A 21,910-nucleotide genomic window follows, 5' to 3' on the forward strand; every position below is an offset into this window, starting at 1 on the left:
CTTCGCCTTCTTTGAGCACCGCAACGATCTGGCTTTCGGTAAATCTGCTTTTCTTCAAGGGAGTCTCCGATGGAAAGGAGGCTCCGAAATTCTACCGGCTGACGTCTACTCTGAGGGGGACCCTACGGTAGGACAACCGGTGGTCATTGAAAACAGACCTGGAGCCGGCGGATCTATCGGCTCGCTGGCGGTGTCGCGAGCTACGCCGGATGGTCACACGATTCTGGTCAACAGCAACGCGATCGTTCTTCACCCGTTGCTGAATACGCCCACCTACGATCCGCTAAAAGATTTCTCTCCGGTATCGATCGTGACCAAGCTGCCCTTCGTGGTGGTGACAAAGCCAGACTTCCCCGCGAACGACTTTTCTGAGTTCGTGCGTCATGTGCGATCGAATTCCGCAAATCTTTTCTTTGGCACCGGTGGAAGCGGCTCGGCTCAACACATTTCGCAAGAGCTTTTCAATGCCGCACTGGGCGTGAGGGTGGAGCATGTCCCTTTCAAAGGTTCGGGCGAATCGATCATCGCCTTGATGGGCGGAAATGTCGATTATTCGTTTGACATCATCCCTTCGGTGAAGCCATTGAAAGACAGCGGAAAACTCAATGTGTTGGCACAGACCGGATTGGTAAGATCGCCGGTGCTACCCGATGTGCCAACAATCAAAGAGCTGGGCGACCCTGACTACAGCTTTGAAGCGTGGCAAGGAATCTTCTTGCCCAAAGGGACCGCCCCCGAGATCGTTGAAAAGTGGGCAGAGGTCGTTAAAGAGTCCCTGAGCGATCCCGAAATCCATCGGAATTTCACCCAGAACGGCTATGAGGTGGTGGGCTCGTCTCCGGCCGAATTGGTGAAGGTGATGGCAGACGACACCGCAAGTTTCAAGCGCGTCATCGCCGAAGCAGGCATCAGAGTTAACTAATTTTCCTTCTATTCCATGCGCACCCCATGGGGCGCGCAGCGTGCGTTCATCGTCACAAGGAACAACATGTACGTGATTGAAAAGCTTGCCGCCTTTGCCGACAAAACCCGCGGCATGGCCCTGCCCGAGGAGGTCGTCAACGAAGTCAAGCGTCTGCTTCTCGACAGCTTGGCATGCTCGTATGCCGCGCTGACGGTACACAAAGGAAAACTGGCTCTGAGGGCTGGACAGGCGAGCGGCACGCCGGAAGCGACAGTGTTCGGAGGCGGCAAGTTGTCGCTTGCTTCAGCCGCGTTCGTCAACGGCGAACTGATCAATGCGATCGACTTCGACGCTTGTCTTATTCCGCCGGGGCACATTACCCCCTACGTGCTGCCTTCCATTCTGGCATTGGCCGAAAGTACTCATGCTGATGGGCAGAGCGTAATCGCCGCGCTGGCAGTTGCACACGAAGTATCGGTAAGGTTCGGCCGCTCGACGACAAACTATAGGGATGTGACACCCGGGCAGAAGAACGCTTTCCCCCCGGTGAGCGGCTTTAGTTGCGCAGCCCTGGGAGGCACGCTGGGCGCGTCACAGCTTCTGAAGCTCGACGCTGGGATCATGGCCAGTGCGGTTGGCCTGGCAGGCCGGATGGCTCCGGCACAATCCTTGAGCCAATGGGCACGATCAAGGCCAGCCACCGACGACAAGTATCTGCTTTCAGGATGGATGTCTCAAACGATTCTTCAAGCGGTGCACCTGGCAGAATGCGGCTATCGTGGCGATTTGGGGCTCCTGGACGGTGACCATGGATTCTTCCGCTTCATGGGAATCTCAAAGTGGGATACGAACGTCATGGTCAGCGGGCTTGGTGACGAATGGCAATTTCCGAAATGGACAATTTATAAACCTTACCCCACCTGCAGGATTTCGCAGACGGCGCTCCAATGCCTCGAAATTTTGATACGGGAGAATAATCTGCGTCCCGACGAGATTGATCACGTAAAGGTGCAGTGTGATCCCCACGCCGCAAGCCTGCCGCTTTGGTACAGCCGTGAAATCGAGTCGGAGATCGAAGCCCAGATGAACGTGCCGTATGCTGTGGCGATGGTCGCCCTTGGGTTCAAGAGCGGCCCCGAGTGGCACGATGATGCTGCGATGAATGATCCTCGCGTGCGGGAATTCATGCAGCGCGTCACCGTGGCGTCGCACCCACACTTCGAAGAGGTGCTAAAAGAAGACTCTCAGGCGCGCATAGGCAGCGCTGAGGTTCACGCGCGCGGCAAGCGTTTCACGCACGAGCTCCGGTATCGCAAGGGCTCTCCTGCTACCGACGCATCGCGAATGACGGACGACGAGCTGACCGATAAGTTCCACCACTGCGCCTCACGGGTGTTGTCGCAAGAGCGCGCTCGCCGAGTTGCGGACACGGTCTGGAACCTTGAAAAGCTCCAGGATCTAACCAGGCTTGCGCAAATCTGGTGATCTGTTGCTGGCCGGTGCAATCAGACGTCGGCTGGCCAGCCCTGTTCTTGCCTTGGCGTGAACCACGATAAACGTTTCAGGACCTTGGCCAACGCCTGGGCTTCGTGGAACCCGACCCGCAGGCAACAACTTTCCGAAGATGTAAACATTGCCGAGTGCGCCAAGGCGCCGGGCGGCATGGTGGCATCATGGCAGCCACCGTACACTGCGGCAGTGTGCCCGTAACACAGTAAGACGGAATTGCCCGGATTTCGGGTGTAGGCAGACGTGATTTGCCTTGGGCCGTCCTGGCCGAGGCTCTGGGGAAAGCCGGCCACTGGACGCCGGCCGCCGCGTCTGCCGGCCACCGGATCTGCCGGGGCCGCTTGCTGGTCCGCGCATGCCTCGCTCGGGGGCCGAGGGGCTCGCGCCGGGCCGGCGGCGAGAGGCAGGGACGTACCGGGTACGCCCTTTGCCTGCTTATTTCAGGTGGGCGTTGACCAGTTTGGTCAGTTCGAACATCGTGACTTGATCTTTGCCGAAGATCGGACGCAGCTTGGCGTCGGCATTGATGTTGCGCTTGTTGCTGGCATCTTGCAGGTTGTGCTTTTTAATGTATTCCCAGATCTTTTTGGTGACCTCGGTACGCGGCACGGCGTCCGAACCGATGACGGCAGCCAGCTCGGCGCTGGGGGTCAGGGGCTTCATGAATGCGGCGTTCGGCTTGCGGGCGGTCGCGGGTTTGGAGGTTGTAGCCATAATGCGGCGCTCCTTCTCTGGCTGTTGGAAAAATTGTCCTGCGGGCGGAGCATAACTTGTCTCCCCCGCAAAGACAAAGGCATTTATGCTCTGTAGCAACTAAAATGGGGACTTCATTGCCCCCTTACCAAGGTGTGTAACGGCACATGTACGCGAGATCTGCGCTTGAGTCCATCCGGCTCTTTCATGACGAATTGACGGCCCTGCGCCGCGACCTGCATGCGCATCCCGAACTCGGTTTCGAAGAGGTGCGCACCTCCGGCATTGTGGCTGGGGCGCTTGAGGCGTTGGGCATCGAAGTGCACCGCGGCATCGGTAAAACCGGTGTGGTGGGCGTGATTAGGGGCCGTGGGCGCGACAGCGGCCGCATGATAGGCCTGCGCGCGGACATGGACGCGCTGCCCATGACTGAAGACAACGACTTTGTACACAAGTCGAGCAAACCCGGTCTGATGCATGGCTGCGGACACGACGGCCACACTGCCATTTTGATCGGCGCGGCGCGCTATCTGGCGCAGACCCGCAATTTTGACGGCACGGCCGTGCTGATTTTCCAGCCTGCCGAAGAGGGCCGTGGCGGCGCGAAAGCCATGATGGAAGACGGGTTGTTCGACACGTTTCCGTGCGACGCCATCTACGCGCTGCACAACTGGCCGGGCCTGAAGCCCGGCACGATAGGCATCAACCCTGGGCCCATGATGGCCGCGGCCGACCGTTTCGAGATCTCGATCGTGGGGCGTGGCGGCCATGGCGCGCACCCGTACCAGACGATCGACCCGGTCACTATCGCGGGCCACGTTATCACGGCGTTGCAGACGATTGTGTCGCGCAATGTGAATCCGCTGGATTCGGCGGTGCTGTCCATCGGATCACTGCAGGCTGGCCACCCTGGCGCCATGAGCGTGATTCCCCGCGAAGCCAAGCTTGTGGGCACGGTGCGTACGTTCCGCAAGTCGGTGCAGGAAATGGTGGAGACGCGCATGCGCGAGCTGGTGGGCGCGATCGCAGGCGGCTTCGGTGCGACGGCCGAGATCATCTACGAGCGTATTTATCCGGCCACCCTGAACACGCCTCAGCACGCCAACCTGGTGGCCGATATCGCGACGGACCTGGTCGGCAAAGAGAACGTGGTGCGCGACCTGGTGCCTTCAATGGGCTCGGAAGACTTTTCTTTTATGCTGCAGGCCAAGCAGGGCGCGTATTTCCGCCTGGGCCAGGGCGGCGCCGAATCGGGCTGCGTGTTGCATAATTCGCGATTCGATTTCAATGATGCCGTGATTCCGCTGGGCAGTGCGATGTTCTGCGCGCTGGCCGAGCGCGGCATGCCTCTGGCAGAGTAACCGCCCGTGTGGCTTGTCCATGTCTACCCAAACCCTTACCCAGCTTACGATTACCCGCCCCGACGACTGGCACCTGCACCTGCGTGATGGCACGGCGCTGCAGGCAGTGGTGGGCGACACGGCACGGCAGTTTGCCCGCGCCATCATCATGCCGAACCTGCGGCCGCCGGTGACGACGACCGGACAGGCGCTGGCCTATCGTGAACGCATCGAGGCCGCGCTGCAAAGGCACGACGGCGCCCGGCCGTTTACGCCCCTGATGACGCTGTACCTGACTGACAACACCCCGGCAGAAGAGATCGTGCGCGCGCATGAGTCGGGCCAGGTGTATGCGGTAAAGCTCTATCCCGCGGGCGCCACCACGAATTCCGACGCGGGGGTCACCGACCTGCTGGGCAAGTGCGGCCAGGCCCTGCAGGCGCTTGAGCGCTGCGGCATGCCGTTGCTGGTGCACGGCGAGGTGACCGACCCAGGCATCGATGTGTTCGACCGCGAGGCAGTGTTCATCGAGCGGGTGATGCAACCGCTGCGGCGCGCCTATCCAGGCCTGAAGGTCGTGTTCGAGCACATCACCACCAAAGAAGGCGCAGAGTATGTGCGCGACGCCGAAGGCCCCATCGGCGCGACGATTACGCCGCAGCACCTGCTGTATAACCGCAATGCGATCTTCCAGGGCGGGGTGCGCCCGCACTGGTACTGCTTGCCCATCCTCAAGCGAGAAGTGCATCGCCAGGCGCTGCTCGAGGCTGCCACGAGCGGCAATCCGCGCTTCTTCCTGGGCACCGACAGCGCGCCCCATGCGCGTGGCCTGAAAGAGCACGCCTGCGGTTGCGCGGGCTGCTATACGGCGTTGCACGCCATGGAGCTGTATGCCACCGCGTTCGAGCGGGTGGGGCGGCTGGACCGGCTTGAGGCTTTCGCCAGCTTTCACGGAGCCGATTTTTATGGCCTGCCGCGCAACACCGACACGCTGACGCTGCGGCGTGAAACGTACGAGGTGCCGGCCGAGGTGCCGTTCGGCGATACGTCGCTGGTGCCGCTGGCGGCGGGCGAATCGCTGGAGTGGCGCGTGGCCTAGGCGCCCCGGCGCGCATCCTGCAGAGCGGGCGGGCTGCCCGCCCCGCGTTCTTGCGCCTTGCCGGCTTCAGTTGTCGGCGCGCCGGGCCTCGAGCAGTTCCCAGCGTTCGAACTTTTGTTCCAGTTCGGCTTGCAGCTTTGCAAGCTCTTTATTGATGCGTTCGATTTCGTCGGGCGCATCGCGATACAGGGTGCCGTCGGCCAACTGGTTGGTCAAGGCTGCTTGCCGCGCCTCGATGTCGGCGATGGCATCGGGCAGGTTATCGAGCTCGCGCAGTTCCCAGGCACTGAGCCGCGCCGGACGTGATGGCCGGCTTCGCGCGGCCGCTTGCGGCACGGCCGGCTCAACGGCTTGCGCACGCGCGGGCTTGCTGGCGGCCACGGGGGCAGGGCGCTGGGCTACCCATTCGTCGTATCCGCCAACGTAGTCGCGCCATGTTCCCTCGCCCTCGCTGGCAATGGTCTGGGTGACGACGTTATTCAGGAACGCGCGATCGTGGCTGACGAGCAAGACCGTGCCTGCGTATTCCTGCAGCAATTCTTCAAGCAGTTCGAGCGTTTCGATGTCGAGGTCGTTGGTGGGTTCGTCGAGCACGAGCACGTTGGCCGGCCGCGCGAACAGGCGAGCCAGCAGCAGCCGTGCGCGCTCGCCGCCCGACAGGCTGCGCACCGGCGAACCCGCGCGCGCGGGCGAGAACAGGAAATCGCCCAGGTAGCTCATCACGTGCTTGCGCGCCCCGCCGATCTCGACCCATTCGCTGCCGGGGCTGATCACGTCCGCCAGCGTGGCGTCTTCATCGAGTTGTGCCCGCATCTGGTCGAAGTACGCCACGGCGACATTGCTGCCCAGGCGCGTCGAGCCGCTGTCGGGCGCGAGCTCGCCAAGGATGAGCTTGAGCAGTGTGGTTTTGCCTGCGCCGTTGGGGCCCACAATGCCGATGCGGTCGCCCCGCAGGATGGTGGTGCTGTAGTCCCGCACGACGATCTTGTCGCCAAACGCCTTGCTGACGTTTTCCAGCTCGGCCACCAGCTTGCCCGACCGTTGTCCTTCGGCCAACGCCAGGCTTACATTGCCCAGGCGTTCGCGGCGATTGGCGCGTTCCACGCGCAGCTGCTCCAGCCGGCGTACCCGGCCCTCGTTGCGGGTACGGCGTGCTTCGATGCCCTTGCGGATCCAGACTTCTTCCTGCGCCAGCAGCTTGTCGAACCGTTCTTGTTCGAGGCGCTCGGATTCCAGCCATTGCGCCTTGCGTTCTTGCCATTGCGAGAAATTGCCCGGAAAGCTGAGCAGGCGGCCGCGGTCGAGTTCGACGATGCGCGTGGCCACGGCATCGAGAAAGCGCCGGTCGTGCGTGATGATGACCGCCGCGCCTTTCCAGCCGCGCAACAGGTCTTCAAGCCATGCGATGCCGTCGAAATCGAGGTGATTGGTGGGTTCGTCCAGCAGCAGCAGGTCGGGTTCATCGACGAGCGCCCGCGCCAGCGCGACGCGCTTTCGCATGCCGCCCGAAAGGCCCGCCACCGGCGAGTCGGCGGGCAGGCCCAGGCGTTCCAGTGCGGCGCGCACTCGGGCCGGACGCTGCCAATCTTCGAGATCGTCCGCGGCGCCATGCACGACGTCGAACACCGAGAGCGCATCGTCCAGCACGGGCTCTTGTTCGACTGTTGCCACGCGCAGCCCGGACAAGCGCGCGATCTCGCCGTCATCGGGCTGGCTGCGGCCGTCGAGCAAGCGCAGCAATGACGATTTGCCGGCGCCGTTGCGGCCGATGAGGCCGATGCGCTCGCCCGCCTGGATGGTGAAGTCGGCCTGCGCCAACAGGGCGTGATGGCCATAGGCGAGCTGCACGCCGGCCAGGGTAATGAGAGGAGGTGCCGTAGCCATGAATGGAAAACTGCCAGATGCGATACAGCCGCTATTGTCGCAGGAAGCCCGGGCGGCGCGCCGGCTGTACTAAAATGGCCAGGCAAGACAGGTCGGGCAATCGCGGCGGATGCGAATCCGTCGAGGAAGGTCCGGACTCCACAGAGCGGGGTAACGGTTAACGGCCGTCCGGTTGCGCGGCAGTTTGCTGCCGCCGCAACCGAGGAATAGGGCCACAGAGACGAGTCTGCGGGGCGGGCGCGCCTGGCGCGCACCGGCACGGCCATCTCCGTGCCGCGCCATCCGGAAACGGGTGGCGGCATCGCAGGGTGAAACGCGGCAACCTCTACCCGGAGCAACACCAAATAGGCATGCGCGGGCCCCTCGGGGCCTGAAGGGCGGCTCGTCCAAGCATGCGGGTAGGTGGCTACAGCGGTCCAGCAATGGCCCGCGCAGAGGAATGATTGCCCGCCGGGGCGACCCGGCGTACAGAATCCGGCCTATAGACCTGTCTTGCTCCTGAATCCGGGCCGCATGGGCCGTTCCGCCCGAGGCAAGAGCGGAACGTAAGGCATTGAAAGGACGCCTGCGCGGCGACTTCTGAAGAAGGACTTTTAGTTGTTACTGCAACCCCCTGATTTATCAGGGGGTTTTTGCTTTGCAAATTTGGCGAATTGCTCTAAGTCCTTGTTGTGATTGAAAAAATTGCAACCGTGCGCTTGACCCCGATTGCCCATTCCCGTAGAGTGGGAAAAAGTAGGAATTTGTGCAATTAAGTGGGGTGAAAGTGGTGTTTCAGGGAAGCAGCGCGCTGACGCTCGATGCCAAGGGACGGATCTCGATTCCGACCCGGCATCGTGACGCGCTGATGGCGCAGGCCGAAGGCCGGCTGACCCTGACCCGCCATCCCGATGGCTGCCTGTTGGTGTATCCGCGGCAAGAGTGGGAAAAGAAGCGCGAGCAGATTGCCGCGTTCCCCATGTCTGCCCGCGCGCTCCAGCGGCTGCTGCTGGGTAACGCCCAGGACGTCGAGATCGACGGCTCTGGCCGCGTGCTCATCGCGCCTGAACTGCGCAACGCTTCCGGTATGACGCGCGATGTGATGCTGCTCGGCATGGGCGGCCACTTCGAGCTCTGGGATGCCGCTTCCCTGGCCCGCCGCGAGGCGGAAGATTTAGCTCAGGGGATGCCGGACGTGTTGAACCAGTTTTCGTTCTGAAACCGAGTATGGAATTCGAGCATCGGCCCGTGCTGCTGGAGCCGACGGTGGACGCGTTGCTGCTGGCCGATTTCGGCGGCAAGGGCGCGTCACGGTCGGTCGCCCGGCAGGGTGGCGCACAGGCCGATGCCAGGCAGCAGCACGGGGTGTTCGTCGACGGCACCTTCGGGCGGGGTGGTCACAGCCGCGAGCTATTGCGCCGGCTGGGCCCGCAGGCCCGGCTGGTGGTGTTCGACAAAGACCCGCAGGCAATCGCCGTGGCCACCAGTCTGGCCGCGAGCGATGCCCGGGTAGAGGTGGTGCATGGCGGTTTTGCCACCATGCGCGACGCCTTGGCCGCGCGAGGCATCGACGCGATCGATGGCGTGATGCTGGACCTGGGGGTGTCTTCTCCCCAGCTGGATGATGCCGAGCGTGGCTTTTCGTTTATGCGCGAAGGGCCGCTCGACATGCGGATGGATACGACCCGCGGCCCTACGGTGGCGGATTGGCTGGCGCAAGCCAGCGTGGATGAAATGCGGGAGGTCATAGCGGATTATGGCGAAGAACGGTTTGCTTTTCAGGTTGCAAAGGCGATTGCTGCTCGCCGCGCAACACGGCCGCTGCGCACCACGCTCGAGCTTGCCGAGTGCGTCGCCAGCGCCGTCCGCACGCGCGAAAAGGGGCAGCATCCGGCCACACGCACCTTTCAGGCTTTACGGATTTACATCAATCGGGAACTCGAAGAGCTCTCGCGCGCCCTCGCGTCAGCTCTAGAGCTGCTTGCCCCGGGGGGGAGGTTGGCAGTGATCAGTTTTCATTCGCTTGAAGACCGCATGGTCAAGCAGTGCATCGCGGCGGCGGCCAGGCCGGCTGCCGCGCATGCGCGCCTGCCCTTGCGCGAAAGCGAACTGCCGCAACCCCTGGTGCGTTCCCTGGGTCGAGTCCTGGCCGACGAGCAAGAGGTGGCCGCCAACGCGCGTGCGCGCTCGGCGGTGTTGCGCGTGGCTGAGCGCACGGACACGCCTCTGGACACGGCAGGCGCCGAGGCCCTGGTGCCGGCGATGCGCGTGCCGGGCGAGGCCGCGCCCGCGCGCCGCACCAAACGGAGGCCGCACTGATGGCACGCGCCTCCTTGTTCCTGGCCGTATTGTTGATGCTGTCGGCGATATCGCTGGTGACGAGCCGTTATCAGTCGCGCCAGTTATTTATAGAGCTGGATCGCAGCCACGCGCAGGCGCGCAGCCTGGATGTGGACTGGCGCCGCCTGCAACTGGAACGGGCCGAGCTCGCGCGCAATGCCCGGGTCGACCGCGCCGCGCGCGAAGACCTGAAAATGATCCCCATCGTGCCCGACCGCACGATCTACCTTAATCAGCCGGTCGTTCCGGCCGCGGGAGGCACGCAATGAAGCGCGTGCCTTTCTTCGATAACCCCGTGCTGCGCGGCCAGCTGCCCACGTGGCGCGCGCGCCTGGTGCAGCTGATGCTGCTGGGCGGCTTCGTGGTGCTGGCAGGGCGCGCCCTGTATCTGCAGGGTTTGTCTACCGAATTCCTGCAACAGCAGGGCGAACGGCGATACGAGCGCACGCTGACGCTGTCGGCCACCCGGGGCAAGATCCTCGACCGCAACGGCGTCGTTCTGGCGTCAAGCGTGCCGGCGCGCGCTATCTGGGCAATACCGGAAGACGTCAAACCTGCGACGGGCGCACAGCTGGGCGACCTGGCCAAGCTGCTCGGAACATCGGTCGCCGATCTGCGCGGCCGTCTGGCCGATGAAGAGCGCAACTTCGTGTACCTGAAGCGCCAGGTGCCGATGGAAATCGCCGAGCAGATCAAGAAGCTGGATGTGCCCGGTATCCATCAGCAGCCCGAAACCCGCCGCTATTACCCGGATGGCGAAGTCACGGCGCATCTGGTGGGATTCACCAATGTCGAAGACAAAGGCCAGGAAGGCGTCGAGCTGGCGTTCGATGACTTGCTGTCCGGCACGCCCGGCAGCCGCCGTGTGATCAAAGACCGGTTGGGACGCGTGATCGAAGACGTGCAGGCGGTGACGATGCCGGTGAACGGCCGCGATCTGCACCTGTCCATCGACACCAGGCTGCAGTACCTGGTTTATCGCGAACTGAGCGAGGCGCTCGAGCGCCACCAGGCGTCTGCGGCCAGCGCCATCATCATGGACGTCGCCACCGGCGAAATTCTGGCGATGGCCAGCCTGCCGACGTTCGACCCCAACCGTCGCGAGACTTTCCGCTCGACCAATCTGCGCAACCGCGCCATCACCGATACGTTCGAGCCGGGCTCGATCATGAAGCCCTTTACCGTCGCGCTGGCGTTGGATCTTGGGCGTATCACGACCAACACGCAGTTCGACACCGGCAACGGCGCTTTCCGCTACCAGGGAAGCACCATTCACGATGTCAGCCGCAACGGCACGCTGACGGTGGGCGGCGTGTTGCGCCGCTCCAGCAACATCGGCATGACCATGATCGCCGACAAACTCGATTCGCGCGAAATGTGGGAACGCTTCACCGAACTGGGCTTCGGGCGGGCGCCGCAGCTGGGCTTTCCGGGCGCCGCGCCCGGACGCCTGCGGCCATGGGATCGCTGGCGCCTTATCGAGAAGGCCACCATGGCATATGGATACGGGCTGTCCGCATCCTTGCTGCAGGTGGCGCGTGCGTATACCGTTTTTGCCCGCGAGGGCGACATGGTGTCTCCCACGCTGGTCAAGCGCGACAGCGCCCCGACCAGCGTCAAGGTCTACACCCCCCAGGTGGCCGGATTGGTGCGCTCGATGCTCGAGGCAGCCGCCGGACCCGACGGCGCTAAGGCGGCTCAGGTGCAGGGGTATCGCGTGGCAGGCAAGAGCGGTACGGCGCGAAAAATTGTCGACGGCAAGTACAGCACCCAGCGTTACCGCAGTTCGTTCGTGGGTTTTGCGCCCGTGTCCAACCCCCGCATTGTGGTGGCTGTGTCCATCGACGAGCCCAGAACCGGCGGTTACTACGGCGGCGCGATTGCCGCGCCGGTGTTTTCCACGATCACGGGCGGCAGCCTGCGCATGATAGGCGTGCAACCCGATGCCCCGTTCGAATCGACGATCGTGGCCGGCGTCCAGGAGCCCGCGCGATGAGCCCCGCACGCGTCATTGCCACCGCGGCCGACGCACTGGCCTGGCTGCGCTCGCGCGTATCCGGCGAGGCGCATTTGCGCCTGGATTCGCGCGAGGTGAATGCAGGCGACGTCTTTGTGGCCTGCCCCGGCGGATCTGCCGATGGACGCGCCTATATCGAACAGGCGCTCGCGCAGGGCGCCGCCGCGGTGCTTTGCCAGTCGCCGGCGCCGGCCGGCGTGGCCGGAGATTCCCGCGTCCTGGCCGTGCAAGCGTTGCGCCCGATGCTGGGCGAGCTCGCCGACGATTGGTACGGGCGCCCGTCGTCGCAACTGAGCGTGGTGGCGATCACCGGAACCAACGGCAAGACATCATGCGTGCAATGGATTGCACAGGCGCTGAGCGCCGCCGGAAAGCCGTGCGGCAGCATCGGCACGCTGGGCGCGTTGCTGCCCGACGGCAGTTCGCTGGGCGGCCACTTGACGACCCCGGATGTCCTGAGCGTGCATCGCATCCTGGCGCAAATGCAGGCCGCGGGCGCCCAGGCCGTCGCCCTGGAGGCGTCGTCCATAGGGCTGGACCAGGGTCGGCTCGACGGCGTGCGCATTGCAGTGGCGGGCTTTACCAACCTGACGCGCGACCATCTCGACTACCACGGCTCGATGGAGCGCTACGAACAGGCCAAGGCCGGGTTGTTCAATTGGCCCGGCCTGGCGGCCGCGGTGATCAATGCCGATGACGCCGCCGGCGACCGCTTGTTGCGCGCATTGCCTGGCGAGCGGGCCGTGGGATACAGCCAGCAGGGCATGGCGGTGGCATTCCAGGCGCGCGACCTGCAGGCCACGGCGCACGGCCAGGTGTTCGTGCTGGCCTCGCCCGATGGCGAGGCCCAGATCGTCACATCGCTGCTGGGGCGCCACAACATATCGAACCTGTTGCTGGTAGCCGGCGTGCTGTACAAGCTGGGCGCGCCCTTGAGCCAGATTGCCAAGGCGCTGAGCGCCACGCGCCCGGTGGATGGCCGCCTGCAGGTGGTCGTTCCCGTGCCGTTGCGTGCTTCGACCGCTGCGAGCCGCGGGCCGCTGGTCGTGGTGGACTATTCCCACACGCCGGACTCGCTTGCGCGCGCGCTGCTGGCGCTGCGGCCGGTGGCCGATGCGCGCGGCGGCCGCCTGGTGTGCCTGTTCGGGTGCGGCGGCGAGCGCGATGCGGGCAAGCGGCCGGAAATGGGCCGCATTGCCGCGGAACTGGCCGACAAGGTCACCGTGTCCAGCGACAATCCGCGCGGCGAAGATGCCGAGGCGATCATCTCGCAGATTCTCGCGGGGGTTCCGGCAGGGACGCGCTTGCATGTAGACCCGGATCGCGCGCGCGCCATCCTGCAATCGATCTGGGCGGCCGATCCTGACGACGTGGTGCTGCTCGCTGGCAAGGGCCACGAAACCTACCAGGAAATCAACGGCAACCGCTTGCCGTTCGACGACCGCGAATGGGCCCGGCTGGCCTTGTTGTTGCCGCAGGCCGCCGCGCTGTCCACCGATACCCGGCGTATTGGCGAGAACGAAATTTTCCTGGCACTGGTTGGCGAGCAGTTCGACGGCCACGCCTATGTGCTCCAGGCGCAGGCCGCCGGCGCCTGCGCGGCGATCGTGGCGCATCCTGTCGAAGGCGTGACGCTTGCGCAACTGGTGGTGGGCGACACTCGCCAGGCGTTGCAGCGTATCGGCGCGGCGTGGCGGGCCCGGTATTCGCTGCCCGTGATCGGCGTGGCCGGCAGCAATGGCAAGACCACGACCAAAGAAATGGTCGCCGCCATATTGGCCGACTGGCAGGGCGAAGCGGGCCGGCTGGCGACGGCGGGCAACTTCAATAACGACATAGGCGTGCCGCTGACTTTGCTGCGGCTGCGTCGGCAACACCGTGCCGCAGTGTTTGAGCTGGGCATGAACCATCCGGGCGAGATCGCGGGCCTGGCGGCGATGGCGGCTCCTTCCGTTGCGCTGATCACCAACGCGCAGCGCGAGCACCAGGAGTTCATGCATTCGGTCGAGGCGGTGGCGCGGGAAAACGGCGCCACGATCGAAGCCTTGCCGGTCGACGGCGTGGCGGTGTTCCCGGGCGACGACCCGCATTGCGGTATCTGGGAGGCCCAGGCGGGCGCGCGCCGCGTGCTGCGCTTTGGATTGCAGCCGGGGCTGGATGTCTATGCCGAACAGATCGACGCCACGCCGCAGGGCACGCGCTGCCAGGTGGTGACCCCTGCCGGCACCGCCACATTGGCGTTGCCCGTTCCGGGGCTGCATAACTTGCGCAATGCCCTGGCCGCCATTGCTGCAGCGCTGGCAGCCGGCGCACCCTTGGCCGGTGCGGTGCGCGCCCTGGCCGGGTTCAGCGCCGTGGCGGGCCGCATGCAGCGCGTGGTGCTGGAAGACGGCGCCGTGCTGATCGACGACACCTATAACGCCAATCCCGATTCGGTTCGCGCCGCGGTGGATGTGCTGGCCACGATGCCGGCACCTCGCGCCCTGGTGCTGGGCGACATGGGCGAGGTAGGAGAAAACGGCCCGGCCATGCACCGCGAAGTGGGCGAATACGCCCGCGAGCATGGCATCGACAGGCTCTATACGCTGGGCGAGGCCAGCCGCGACAGCGCGGCTGCGTTCGGTCCGGGCGCGGCCGCGTGCGATACGGTTGAAGACATTGTGGCCGCGTTGCGCGGCGCGGGCCACGCAAGCATTCTGGTGAAAGGTTCGCGCTTTATGCGCATGGAGCGGGTAGTGAAGGTGCTGTCGACGAACAATAACAAGACCACGGCCGGGCGCCAGGGAGACCCGCATGCTGCTTGAGATTGCCCGCTGGCTGTCCGATGACGTCCGTGCGATCGGCGTGCTGGAATACATTACGCTGCGCGCCGTGCTGGCCTGCGCCACCGCGCTGTTGATCGGCCTGTTGGCCGGGCCGCGAGTGATCCGCAAGCTTACCGAAATGAAGATCGGCCAGGCCGTGCGCGCCTACGGCCCCGAGTCGCACCTGGTCAAGACCGGCACGCCGACGATGGGCGGCGCGCTTATCCTGATTGCCATCGCCATCAGCACGGTGCTCTGGGCAGACTGGACCAACCGTTTCGTGTGGGTGGTATTGCTCGTGACCTTCGGTTTCGGCTGGATCGGCTGGATGGACGACTACCGCAAGGTGGTGTACCGCGATCCGGAAGGGATGCCGGCGCGGCAGAAATTCTTCTGGCAAGCCACCATAGGCCTGGTGGCGGCGGTATATCTGGCTTTCGCGGTATCTGCGCCCGCCAACACCGAACTGTGGCCTTTGTTCAAGGCATGGGTGAGCAGCGGCTTTGCCATGCCCTTGCCGACGCGCGCCGACCTGATCGTGCCGTTTTTCAAGTCGGTGAGCTACCCGCTGGGCGTGCTGGGCTTCGTGGCCCTGACCTGGGCGGTGATCGTGGGAACGAGCAATGCCGTCAACCTGACCGACGGCCTGGACGGGCTGGCCATCATGCCCACCGTGATGGTGGGCAGCGCGCTAGGCATATTTGCCTACGTGGTCGGGCGGGTCGACTATTCCAAGTACCTGTTGTTTCCCTACATTCCGGGCGCCGCAGAACTGATGGTGCTGTGCGCGGCCATTGCGGGCGCCGGCCTGGCTTTCCTGTGGTTCAACGCATACCCGGCCCAGGTGTTCATGGGCGACGTCGGCGCGCTGGCACTGGGCGGCGCCCTTGGCACCATCGCGGTGATCGTCCGGCAGGAAATCGTGCTTTTCATCATGGGCGGCGTGTTCGTCGTGGAAACCCTGTCGGTGATGATGCAGGTGACCTGGTTCAAGTACACCAAGCGCAAGTACGGACAAGGGCGGCGCATATTCCGCATGGCGCCGCTGCACCATCATTTCGAGGTCGGCGGCTGGAAGGAAACCCAGGTCGTCGTGCGCTTCTGGATCATCAGCATGATGCTGGTGCTGATCGGCCTTTCCACATTGAAGTTGCGATGAACAGTAGTACCGAGCCCCTTCGCACCGATGCGCCGCGCGTCCTGATCCTTGGATTGGGCGAGACCGGCGTGGCTGCCGCGCGCTGGTGCGCGCGGCAAGGTGCGGCCCTGCGCGTGGCGGACACGCGCGACGCCCCTGGGGGGCTCGCTGCGCTGCGCGAGGCGCTGGCGGACGCGCAAGTAGAGTATTGCCTGGGGTGCGGCGACGTCTTCGACCCGGCGCTGCTTGATGGCGTGGCGCAGCTGGTGCTGAGCCCGGGGCTGGCACCGGCGCAGTCGCCGGCCCGCGAGCTTCTGGGCGAGGCCGCCGCGCGCGGCATCGAAGTGGTGGGTGAAATTGAACTGTTCGCCCGCGCACTGGCTGAATTGGCCGAATCGCGCGAGTATCGGCCGAAGGTGCTGGCGGTGACCGGCACCAACGGCAAGACCACCGTTACCGCACTGACCCGGCAGCTTGTCGAGGCAGGCGGGCTCTCGGCGCGCGCGGCCGGCAATATCGGGCCGGCCGCATTGGCCGCGCTGCTCGAAGCCCTGGACACGGATGCGTTGCCCCAGGTCTGGGTGCTGGAGCTGTCCAGCTTCCAGATCGAAACCACCCGCAGCCTGATGGCCGACGCCGCGGTCGTGCTCAACGTCACGCAAGATCACCTGGACTGGCACGGCGGCATGGACGCCTATGCCAGTGCCAAGGCACGCCTGTTGCAGATGGCGCGCGTGGCCATCGTCAACCGCGACGATTCGCGCGTAGCGGCGATGGTCGAGGCACTGGAAGGCATGCAGGTGCGCAGTTTTGGGCGGGAAGCGCCGGTGCTGGTGGGCGACATGGGGCTGGAGTCGGGCCAGGGCATGGCATGGCTGGCCGCCAGCGAGCCTAACGATTTCGACGAGCCCGCGCCGCCGGTGCGGCGCAAGAAGAATGCGCCGCCGCCGACCCGGGCGGTGGGGCGGCTGAGCCGCCTGATGCCGCTGGACGCGCTGCGCATCCGTGGCCTGCACAACGGCCTGAACGCGCTGGCCGCGCTGCAGCTCGCGCGCGTGCTGGATATCGGCTGGGGGCCGATGCTGCGCGCCTTGCGCGACTATGCCGGCGAGCCGCATCGCGCCGCTTTCGTGCGTACCATCGGCGGCGTCGACTATATCAACGACAGCAAGGGCACCAATGTGGGCGCCACCGTGGCGGCGCTGGAAGGCCTGGGCCAGCCCGTGGTGCTGATCGCGGGTGGGCTGGGCAAAGGGCAGGACTTCTCGCCGCTGTCGCGGGTGGTCGCCCGTCATGCGCGGGCGGTGGTGCTGATCGGCGCCGATGGCCCGCAGATCGGCAGCGCGCTTGAAGGCACGGGCATACCGTGCGTGGCGGCAGCCGACATGCGCGACGCGGTGCGCCGCGCGGCTGACCTGGCCCAGCCGGGCGATGCCGTGTTGCTGTCACCCGCCTGCGCGAGCATGGACATGTTCCGCAATTATCCTCACCGCGGCGCCGTGTTCATGGAAGAGGTCGAAGACCTTGCCCGCGACCGGGGAGAAGTGTGATGAGCCTGTTCGCCGACCTGACCGCCAGCGTCAATGCCGTACGGCCGGGACGCACCCGCATGCGCAACTACGATGCGCCGCTGGCGCTCGCGGCCACGACGCTGCTGCTGCTCGGCCTGCTCATGGTGTATTCGGCATCCATCGCCCTGGCCGACGGCCCGCGATACGCGTCTTACGGGCGCTACTATTTCGTGCTGCGCCACGGCCTGTTCATGTGCGCCGGCCTGCTGGCAGGCGCCGTCGTGCTGACAATACCCTTGCGCGTCTGGCAGCGCCTGGCCATGCCGGGCTTCATGGTGTCGCTGGCCTTGCTGGTGCTGGTGCTGATACCGGGCGTGGGCAACGAAGTCAACGGCGCGCACCGCTGGATCCCGCTGGGTCCGCTGAATTTCCAGCCGTCCGAACTCATGAAGCTGGGCGCACTGCTTTACGCGGCGGACTACACCGTGCGCAAGCAGGAACACATGCAGGCGTTTGCGCGCGGCTTCTTGCCGATGGCTTGCGCGCTGGGCGGCGTGGGCATGCTGCTGTTGCTGGAGCCCGACCTGGGCGCGTTCATCGTGATCGTGGCCATCGCCGTGGGCATCCTGTTTCTGGGCGGCATCAATGGCAAGTATTTCAGCAGCCTGCTGGCGGTACTGGTGGGCACCTTCCTGGCCCTGATCTGGCTGTCTCCCTGGCGCCGCGCGCGGCTGTTCGCGTATCTCGACCCCTGGAATGAGGCCAATGCCTATGGCAGCGCCTACCAGTTGTCGCACTCGCTGATCGCCCTGGGACGCGGCGAATGGCTGGGCGTGGGCCTGGGCGCAAGCGTAGAAAAACTGCATTACCTGCCCGAGGCCCATACAGATTTCCTGATGGCCGTGGTGGGCGAAGAACTGGGATTTGCCGGTGTGTTGCTGGTCATCGTGCTGTTCGTGGTGCTCATCCAGCGCGGCTTTGATATCGGCAGGCAGGCCATCGCCATGGAGCGCACTTTCGCGGGCCTGGTCGCGCACGGCGTGGCGATCTGGTTCGGCGTGCAGGCGTTTATCAATATGGGCGTATGCCTGGGCCTGCTGCCTACCAAAGGGCTGACGCTGCCGCTGATGAGCTATGGGGGGTCTGGCCTCGTCATGAATCTTTGCGGCCTGGCGCTGTTGCTGCGGGTCGACATCGAGAACCGCATCATGATGCGAGGAGGCCGCGTATGAGCGCGCGCACGATCCTCATCATGGCCGGGGGCACGGGCGGGCACATCATGCCGGGCCTGGCCGTGGCCGACGTGCTGCGCGAGCGCGGCTGGCGCGTGCAGTGGCTGGGCAACCCCGACAAGATGGAGGGCCGCCTGGTCCCGCCGCGAGGCATCGAACTGTTGCCCCTGCACTTCCAGGGCGTGCGCGGCCGCGGGGCCGCCGCGTTGCTGAAACTGCCGTTCTTGCTGTTGCGCGCCTGCGCACAGGCATGGGGCCATTTGTCCAGATCCCGCCCCGATGTCGTGCTGGGCATGGGCGGTTATGTGGCTTTCCCGGGCGGCGCGATGGCGGCCTTGCGCGGATTGCCGCTGGTGGTACATGAACAGAACGCGGTGGCCGGCAGCGCCAACCGCTGGCTGGCGCGCATGGCGCGCCGCGTGCTCAGCGGCTTTCCGGATGTATTGCCGCGTGGAGAAGTGCTGGGCAATCCGGTGCGCCGGGCCATGACCGAGCTTGCCGAGCCCGCCACGCGCTACGCTGAGCGTACGGGCCCGCTGCGCCTGCTGGTGGTGGGCGGCAGCCTGGGCGCGCAGGCGTTGAACACCACGTTGCCGCGCGCGATGGCGATGCTCGATCCGCAGGACCGCCCGCACGTGACGCACCAGGCCGGCGAGCAGCATCTGCAGCCGCTGCGGCAAGGCTATGCCGACGCAGGCGTGCAGGCCGATTGCCGCGATTTCATCGACGACATGGCGGCCGAAATGGGCCGTGCCGACCTCTTGGTATGCAGGGCCGGCGCCATGACGGTGGCCGAAGTGGCGGCGGCCGGCGTTGCCGCGCTTTTCGTGCCGTTTCCGCACGCGATCGACGACCACCAGACCGCGAACGCGCGTTTTCTCAGCGACTCGCAGGCGGCGTGGCTGTGCGCGCAGTCCGATCTGACTCCCGAGTGGCTGGCCGGGTGGCTGCGCCAGCGCTCCCGCCCCGAACTACAGGCCGTGGCCGAGCGGGCGCGCCAACATGCGCGCCCCGACGCGGCGGCCCATATCGCCGATGTCTGCGAACAGGCAGCGAGGCGCACACCATGAAACACAGAATCCAGCATATTCATTTCGTCGGCATCGGCGGTTCGGGCATGAGCGGCATCGCCGAGGTGCTGCTCAACCTGGGCTACACCATCAGCGGTTCCGACCTGCAGGAATCGGCCGTGACGCGCCGCCTGTCTTCGCTTGGGGCGCAGGTAACCATAGGCCACACCGCGGCGAACGTAGCCGGCGCCGACGCCATCGTCACGTCCACGGCCGTGGCGGGCGACAACCCCGAAGTGCTGGCCGCCCGCGCCGCCGGCATTCCGGTGGTGCCGCGCGCCATCATGCTGGCCGAACTCATGCGCCTGAAGCGCGGCATCGCGGTGGCGGGCACGCACGGCAAGACCACCACCACCAGCCTGGTGGCCAGCGTGCTGGCCGCCGGCGACCTGGACCCCACTTTTGTCATCGGCGGCCGCCTGACATCGGCCGGCGCCAATGCGCGGCTGGGGCAGGGCGAGTACATCGTGGTCGAGGCCGACGAATCCGACGCATCGTTCCTGAACCTGCTGCCGGTGATGGCGATCGTGACGAATATCGATGCCGATCACATGGACACCTATGGCCACGATGTGGCGCGGCTCAAGAGCGCATTTATCGAATTCACCCAGCGCCTGCCGTTCTATGGCAGCGCCGTCCTGTGCGCCGACGACGCCAATGTGCGCGAGATCATGCCGTTCGTGTCGCGCCCCATTACCACCTATGGCCTGAGCGACGACGCCCACGTGCGCGCCGACAATGTGCAGGCCGATGGCACCCGCATGTGCTTTACGGTACAGCGCCGCAACCGTGACGAGGTGCTGCCGCCATTGAGTATCGAGCTGAACCTTCCGGGCCTGCACAACGTGCGCAATGCGCTGGCGGCCGTGGCCATCGCAACCGAACTCGGCGTGCGCGACGAGGCCATCAGCCAGGCCCTGTCTTCGTTCAAGGGAGTGGGGCGGCGGTTCACGCAGGTGGGCGAGTTTGCCGTGCCTGCCTCGCACGGTGGCGGCCGGTTTACCGTGATCGACGATTACGGCCATCACCCCGTGGAAATGGCCGCCACGCTGGCAGCCGCGCGCGGCGCCTGGCCCGACCGCCGCATCGTGCTGGCGTTCCAGCCGCACCGCTACACGCGCACGCGCGACTGTTTCGAGGACTTCGTGCGGGTGCTGGGCGGCGCCGATGCCGTGCTGTTGACCGAGGTCTACGCCGCGGGCGAGCAGCCGCTGGTGGCGGCCGACGGGCGGGCCCTGGCCCGCGCGTTGCGCGTGGCGGGTCGCATCGAGCCCGTGTTCGTAGAAGATGTGGCCGACCTGCCAGCCGCCGTGCTGGACTTCGTGCGCGACGGCGATGTGGTGGTCGTGATGGGCGCCGGCTCTATCAGCAAAGTCCCCGGCCTGATCGGAGAACTGGCATGAACCAGAAACCGCCAACCCGGAATATTGATGTGCAGGCCCTGGGCAAAGTGGGCGTGCTGTACGGCGGTCGATCTGCCGAGCGCGAGGTGTCGTTGATGTCCGGCGCAGGCGTGCATCAGGCGCTGTGTTCGGCGGGCGTGGACGCGCACCTGTTCGACACGGGCGAGCGATCGCTGGCGGAACTGGCCGCGGCCGGATTCGACCGCGTTTTCATCGCGCTGCATGGCCGCTACGGCGAAGACGGCACGCTGCAGGGCGCGCTTGAGCTGCTGGGTTTGCCTTATACGGGCAGCGGCCCGATGGCCTCGAGCCTGGCCATGGACAAGACGATGACCAAGCGGGTCTGGCTGCAGCACGGGCTGACCACGCCTGCTTTCGAGTTGCTGGACGCCGGTTCGGAGCTGCGCACGGTGCCCGACCGGCTGGGCCTGCCGCTCATCTTGAAGCCGCCGCACGAAGGCTCCACGGTAGGCATTACCAAGGTGGTCGGTTATTCCGATATGCAGGATGGTTACGCGCAGGCGGCAAAGTTCGACGACCGCGTGCTGGCCGAACAATTCATCGCGGGACGCGAACTGACCGTGGCGGTGCTGGGCACCGGGCGATCGGCGCGCGCGCTGCCGGTGATCGAGATCGTGGCGCCCGGCGGCAACTACGACTACGAACACAAATATTTTTCGGATGACACGCAGTACTTCTGCCCGGCCGACTTGCCCGATGCCGTGGCGTCGCGCGTGGCCGAGCTGGCGGTGGATGCGTACCGGGCGCTCGATTGCGCGGGCTGGGGCCGCATCGACATGATGCTGGACGCCAACCACCAGCCGTGGCTGCTGGAGGCCAACACGTCGCCCGGGATGACGAGCCATTCGCTGGTGCCCATGGCGGCCAAGGCCGTAGGCATGAGCTACGCCGAACTGTGTGTGTCTATTGTGGCCGAGGCAGCGTGCAAGGTACGCAGCCCCGCACGCAACTCTTGACCAGGACTGT

General features: G+C 65.3%; 17 protein-coding genes and 1 other RNA gene. 16 read left to right on the plus strand and 2 right to left on the minus strand.

All coding sequences use genetic code 11. From position 1 onward, the window contains the following. Both CAL18_RS01940 and CAL18_RS01945 read left to right on the plus strand, forming a co-directional pair. Positions 1-922: Bug family tripartite tricarboxylate transporter substrate binding protein (locus CAL18_RS01940; protein WP_141217734.1), on the plus strand; the 922-nt coding region annotated here is incomplete at its 5' end. Positions 923-988: 66 nt separating this feature from the next. Beyond that, positions 989-2,389 carry an MmgE/PrpD family protein gene (locus CAL18_RS01945; RefSeq protein WP_094817262.1) on the plus strand — a complete coding sequence of 467 codons (1,401 nt, stop codon included), beginning with the start codon at positions 989-991 and terminating at the stop codon, positions 2,387-2,389. Positions 2,390-2,848: 459 nt separating this feature from the next. Here CAL18_RS01945 and CAL18_RS01950 read toward each other — a convergent pair whose 3' ends face one another. Next, entirely contained in the window at positions 2,849-3,127 is a 279-nt protein-coding gene (locus CAL18_RS01950; RefSeq protein WP_026641087.1) for an SWIB/MDM2 domain-containing protein, read from the minus strand. A 146-nt stretch (positions 3,128-3,273) separates the two neighbouring features. Between CAL18_RS01950 and CAL18_RS01955 the strand changes: the two genes are divergently transcribed. Both CAL18_RS01955 and pyrC read left to right on the plus strand, forming a co-directional pair. Then, positions 3,274-4,467, plus strand: coding sequence for a M20 aminoacylase family protein (locus CAL18_RS01955; protein WP_026641086.1), 1,194 nt, complete (start codon positions 3,274-3,276; stop codon positions 4,465-4,467). A 19-nt stretch (positions 4,468-4,486) separates the two neighbouring features. Continuing rightward, the gene (pyrC, locus tag CAL18_RS01960; protein ID WP_026641085.1) at positions 4,487-5,545 is read left to right on the plus strand and encodes a dihydroorotase; all 1,059 of its coding nucleotides are present in this window, start codon (positions 4,487-4,489) and stop codon (positions 5,543-5,545) included. A gap of 66 nt (positions 5,546-5,611) precedes the next feature. On the opposite strand, the gene CAL18_RS01965 is transcribed toward pyrC, so the two are convergent. Beyond that, the gene (locus CAL18_RS01965; RefSeq protein WP_026641084.1) at positions 5,612-7,429 is read right to left on the minus strand and encodes an ATP-binding cassette domain-containing protein; all 1,818 of its coding nucleotides are present in this window, start codon (positions 7,427-7,429) and stop codon (positions 5,612-5,614) included. A gap of 84 nt (positions 7,430-7,513) precedes the next feature. Between CAL18_RS01965 and rnpB the strand changes: the two genes are divergently transcribed. The 12 genes from rnpB (at position 7,514) to CAL18_RS02025 (ending at position 21,900) form a co-directional block, all read left to right on the plus strand. Continuing rightward, an RNA gene (gene rnpB / locus CAL18_RS01970) (RNase P RNA component class A) lies at positions 7,514-7,927 on the plus strand. Between the two features lie 271 nt (positions 7,928-8,198). Then, positions 8,199-8,627, plus strand: coding sequence for a division/cell wall cluster transcriptional repressor MraZ (mraZ, locus tag CAL18_RS01975; RefSeq protein WP_026641083.1), 429 nt, complete (start codon positions 8,199-8,201; stop codon positions 8,625-8,627). 8 nt (positions 8,628-8,635) lie between these two features. Continuing rightward, positions 8,636-9,727: a 16S rRNA (cytosine(1402)-N(4))-methyltransferase RsmH gene (gene rsmH, locus CAL18_RS01980; RefSeq protein WP_026641082.1), complete on the plus strand. Its 1,092-nt coding sequence runs from the start codon at positions 8,636-8,638 to the stop codon at positions 9,725-9,727. Continuing rightward, a complete protein-coding gene (gene ftsL / locus CAL18_RS01985; protein WP_026641081.1) occupies positions 9,727-10,017 on the plus strand; it encodes a cell division protein FtsL in 291 nt (96 codons plus the stop codon). The genes rsmH and ftsL overlap by 1 nt, the downstream gene beginning before the upstream one ends. Beyond that, on the plus strand, positions 10,014-11,744 hold the full coding sequence (locus CAL18_RS01990) for a peptidoglycan D,D-transpeptidase FtsI family protein (RefSeq protein ID WP_026641080.1): 1,731 nt from the start codon (positions 10,014-10,016) through the stop codon (positions 11,742-11,744). The genes ftsL and CAL18_RS01990 overlap by 4 nt, the downstream gene beginning before the upstream one ends. After that, positions 11,741-14,569, plus strand: coding sequence for a bifunctional UDP-N-acetylmuramoyl-L-alanyl-D-glutamate--2,6-diaminopimelate ligase MurE/UDP-N-acetylmuramoyl-tripeptide--D-alanyl-D-alanine ligase MurF (gene murF / locus CAL18_RS01995; RefSeq protein WP_094817241.1), 2,829 nt, complete (start codon positions 11,741-11,743; stop codon positions 14,567-14,569). Before CAL18_RS01990 ends, murF begins: the two co-directional genes overlap by 4 nt. Further along, complete coding sequence (mraY, locus tag CAL18_RS02000; protein WP_026641078.1) at positions 14,559-15,728, plus strand: phospho-N-acetylmuramoyl-pentapeptide-transferase; 1,170 nt, start codon at positions 14,559-14,561, stop codon at positions 15,726-15,728. Before murF ends, mraY begins: the two co-directional genes overlap by 11 nt. Then, complete coding sequence (gene murD, locus CAL18_RS02005) at positions 15,725-17,257, plus strand: UDP-N-acetylmuramoyl-L-alanine--D-glutamate ligase (RefSeq protein WP_094795929.1); 1,533 nt, start codon at positions 15,725-15,727, stop codon at positions 17,255-17,257. Before mraY ends, murD begins: the two co-directional genes overlap by 4 nt. After that, positions 17,257-18,450: a putative lipid II flippase FtsW gene (gene ftsW, locus CAL18_RS02010; RefSeq protein ID WP_026641076.1), complete on the plus strand. Its 1,194-nt coding sequence runs from the start codon at positions 17,257-17,259 to the stop codon at positions 18,448-18,450. The genes murD and ftsW overlap by 1 nt, the downstream gene beginning before the upstream one ends. Further along, complete coding sequence (murG, locus tag CAL18_RS02015; RefSeq protein ID WP_026641075.1) at positions 18,447-19,520, plus strand: undecaprenyldiphospho-muramoylpentapeptide beta-N-acetylglucosaminyltransferase; 1,074 nt, start codon at positions 18,447-18,449, stop codon at positions 19,518-19,520. Before ftsW ends, murG begins: the two co-directional genes overlap by 4 nt. After that, positions 19,517-20,923: a UDP-N-acetylmuramate--L-alanine ligase gene (murC, locus tag CAL18_RS02020; RefSeq protein ID WP_026641074.1), complete on the plus strand. Its 1,407-nt coding sequence runs from the start codon at positions 19,517-19,519 to the stop codon at positions 20,921-20,923. The genes murG and murC overlap by 4 nt, the downstream gene beginning before the upstream one ends. Further along, positions 20,920-21,900 (plus strand): D-alanine--D-alanine ligase, encoded by a 981-nt coding sequence (locus CAL18_RS02025; RefSeq protein WP_094795931.1) that lies wholly within the window; start codon positions 20,920-20,922, stop codon positions 21,898-21,900. The genes murC and CAL18_RS02025 overlap by 4 nt, the downstream gene beginning before the upstream one ends. The last annotated feature ends 10 nt before the right edge of the window (positions 21,901-21,910 follow it).

Source organism: Bordetella genomosp. 7, from assembly GCF_002261415.1.
Taxonomy (GTDB): Bacteria; Pseudomonadota; Gammaproteobacteria; order Burkholderiales; family Burkholderiaceae_B; genus Bordetella_A.

What these genes read in the sequence shown, in the direction of transcription:
- rsmH (WP_026641082.1), top strand. Translation starts at nt 8,636, where the DNA reads ATGGAATTCGAGCATCGGCCCGTGCTGCTGGAGCCGACGGTGGACGCG.
- CAL18_RS01950 (WP_026641087.1), bottom strand. Translation starts at nt 3,127, where the DNA reads ATGGCTACAACCTCCAAACCCGCGACCGCCCGCAAGCCGAACGCCGCA.
- CAL18_RS01965 (WP_026641084.1), bottom strand. Translation starts at nt 7,429, where the DNA reads ATGGCTACGGCACCTCCTCTCATTACCCTGGCCGGCGTGCAGCTCGCC.
- CAL18_RS01990 (WP_026641080.1), top strand. Translation starts at nt 10,014, where the DNA reads ATGAAGCGCGTGCCTTTCTTCGATAACCCCGTGCTGCGCGGCCAGCTG.
- CAL18_RS01945 (WP_094817262.1), top strand. Translation starts at nt 989, where the DNA reads ATGTACGTGATTGAAAAGCTTGCCGCCTTTGCCGACAAAACCCGCGGC.
- pyrC (WP_026641085.1), top strand. Translation starts at nt 4,487, where the DNA reads ATGTCTACCCAAACCCTTACCCAGCTTACGATTACCCGCCCCGACGAC.
- murG (WP_026641075.1), top strand. Translation starts at nt 18,447, where the DNA reads ATGAGCGCGCGCACGATCCTCATCATGGCCGGGGGCACGGGCGGGCAC.
- mraY (WP_026641078.1), top strand. Translation starts at nt 14,559, where the DNA reads ATGCTGCTTGAGATTGCCCGCTGGCTGTCCGATGACGTCCGTGCGATC.
- murD (WP_094795929.1), top strand. Translation starts at nt 15,725, where the DNA reads ATGAACAGTAGTACCGAGCCCCTTCGCACCGATGCGCCGCGCGTCCTG.
- ftsL (WP_026641081.1), top strand. Translation starts at nt 9,727, where the DNA reads ATGGCACGCGCCTCCTTGTTCCTGGCCGTATTGTTGATGCTGTCGGCG.
- ftsW (WP_026641076.1), top strand. Translation starts at nt 17,257, where the DNA reads ATGAGCCTGTTCGCCGACCTGACCGCCAGCGTCAATGCCGTACGGCCG.
- CAL18_RS01955 (WP_026641086.1), top strand. Translation starts at nt 3,274, where the DNA reads ATGTACGCGAGATCTGCGCTTGAGTCCATCCGGCTCTTTCATGACGAA.
- CAL18_RS02025 (WP_094795931.1), top strand. Translation starts at nt 20,920, where the DNA reads ATGAACCAGAAACCGCCAACCCGGAATATTGATGTGCAGGCCCTGGGC.
- murF (WP_094817241.1), top strand. Translation starts at nt 11,741, where the DNA reads ATGAGCCCCGCACGCGTCATTGCCACCGCGGCCGACGCACTGGCCTGG.
- murC (WP_026641074.1), top strand. Translation starts at nt 19,517, where the DNA reads ATGAAACACAGAATCCAGCATATTCATTTCGTCGGCATCGGCGGTTCG.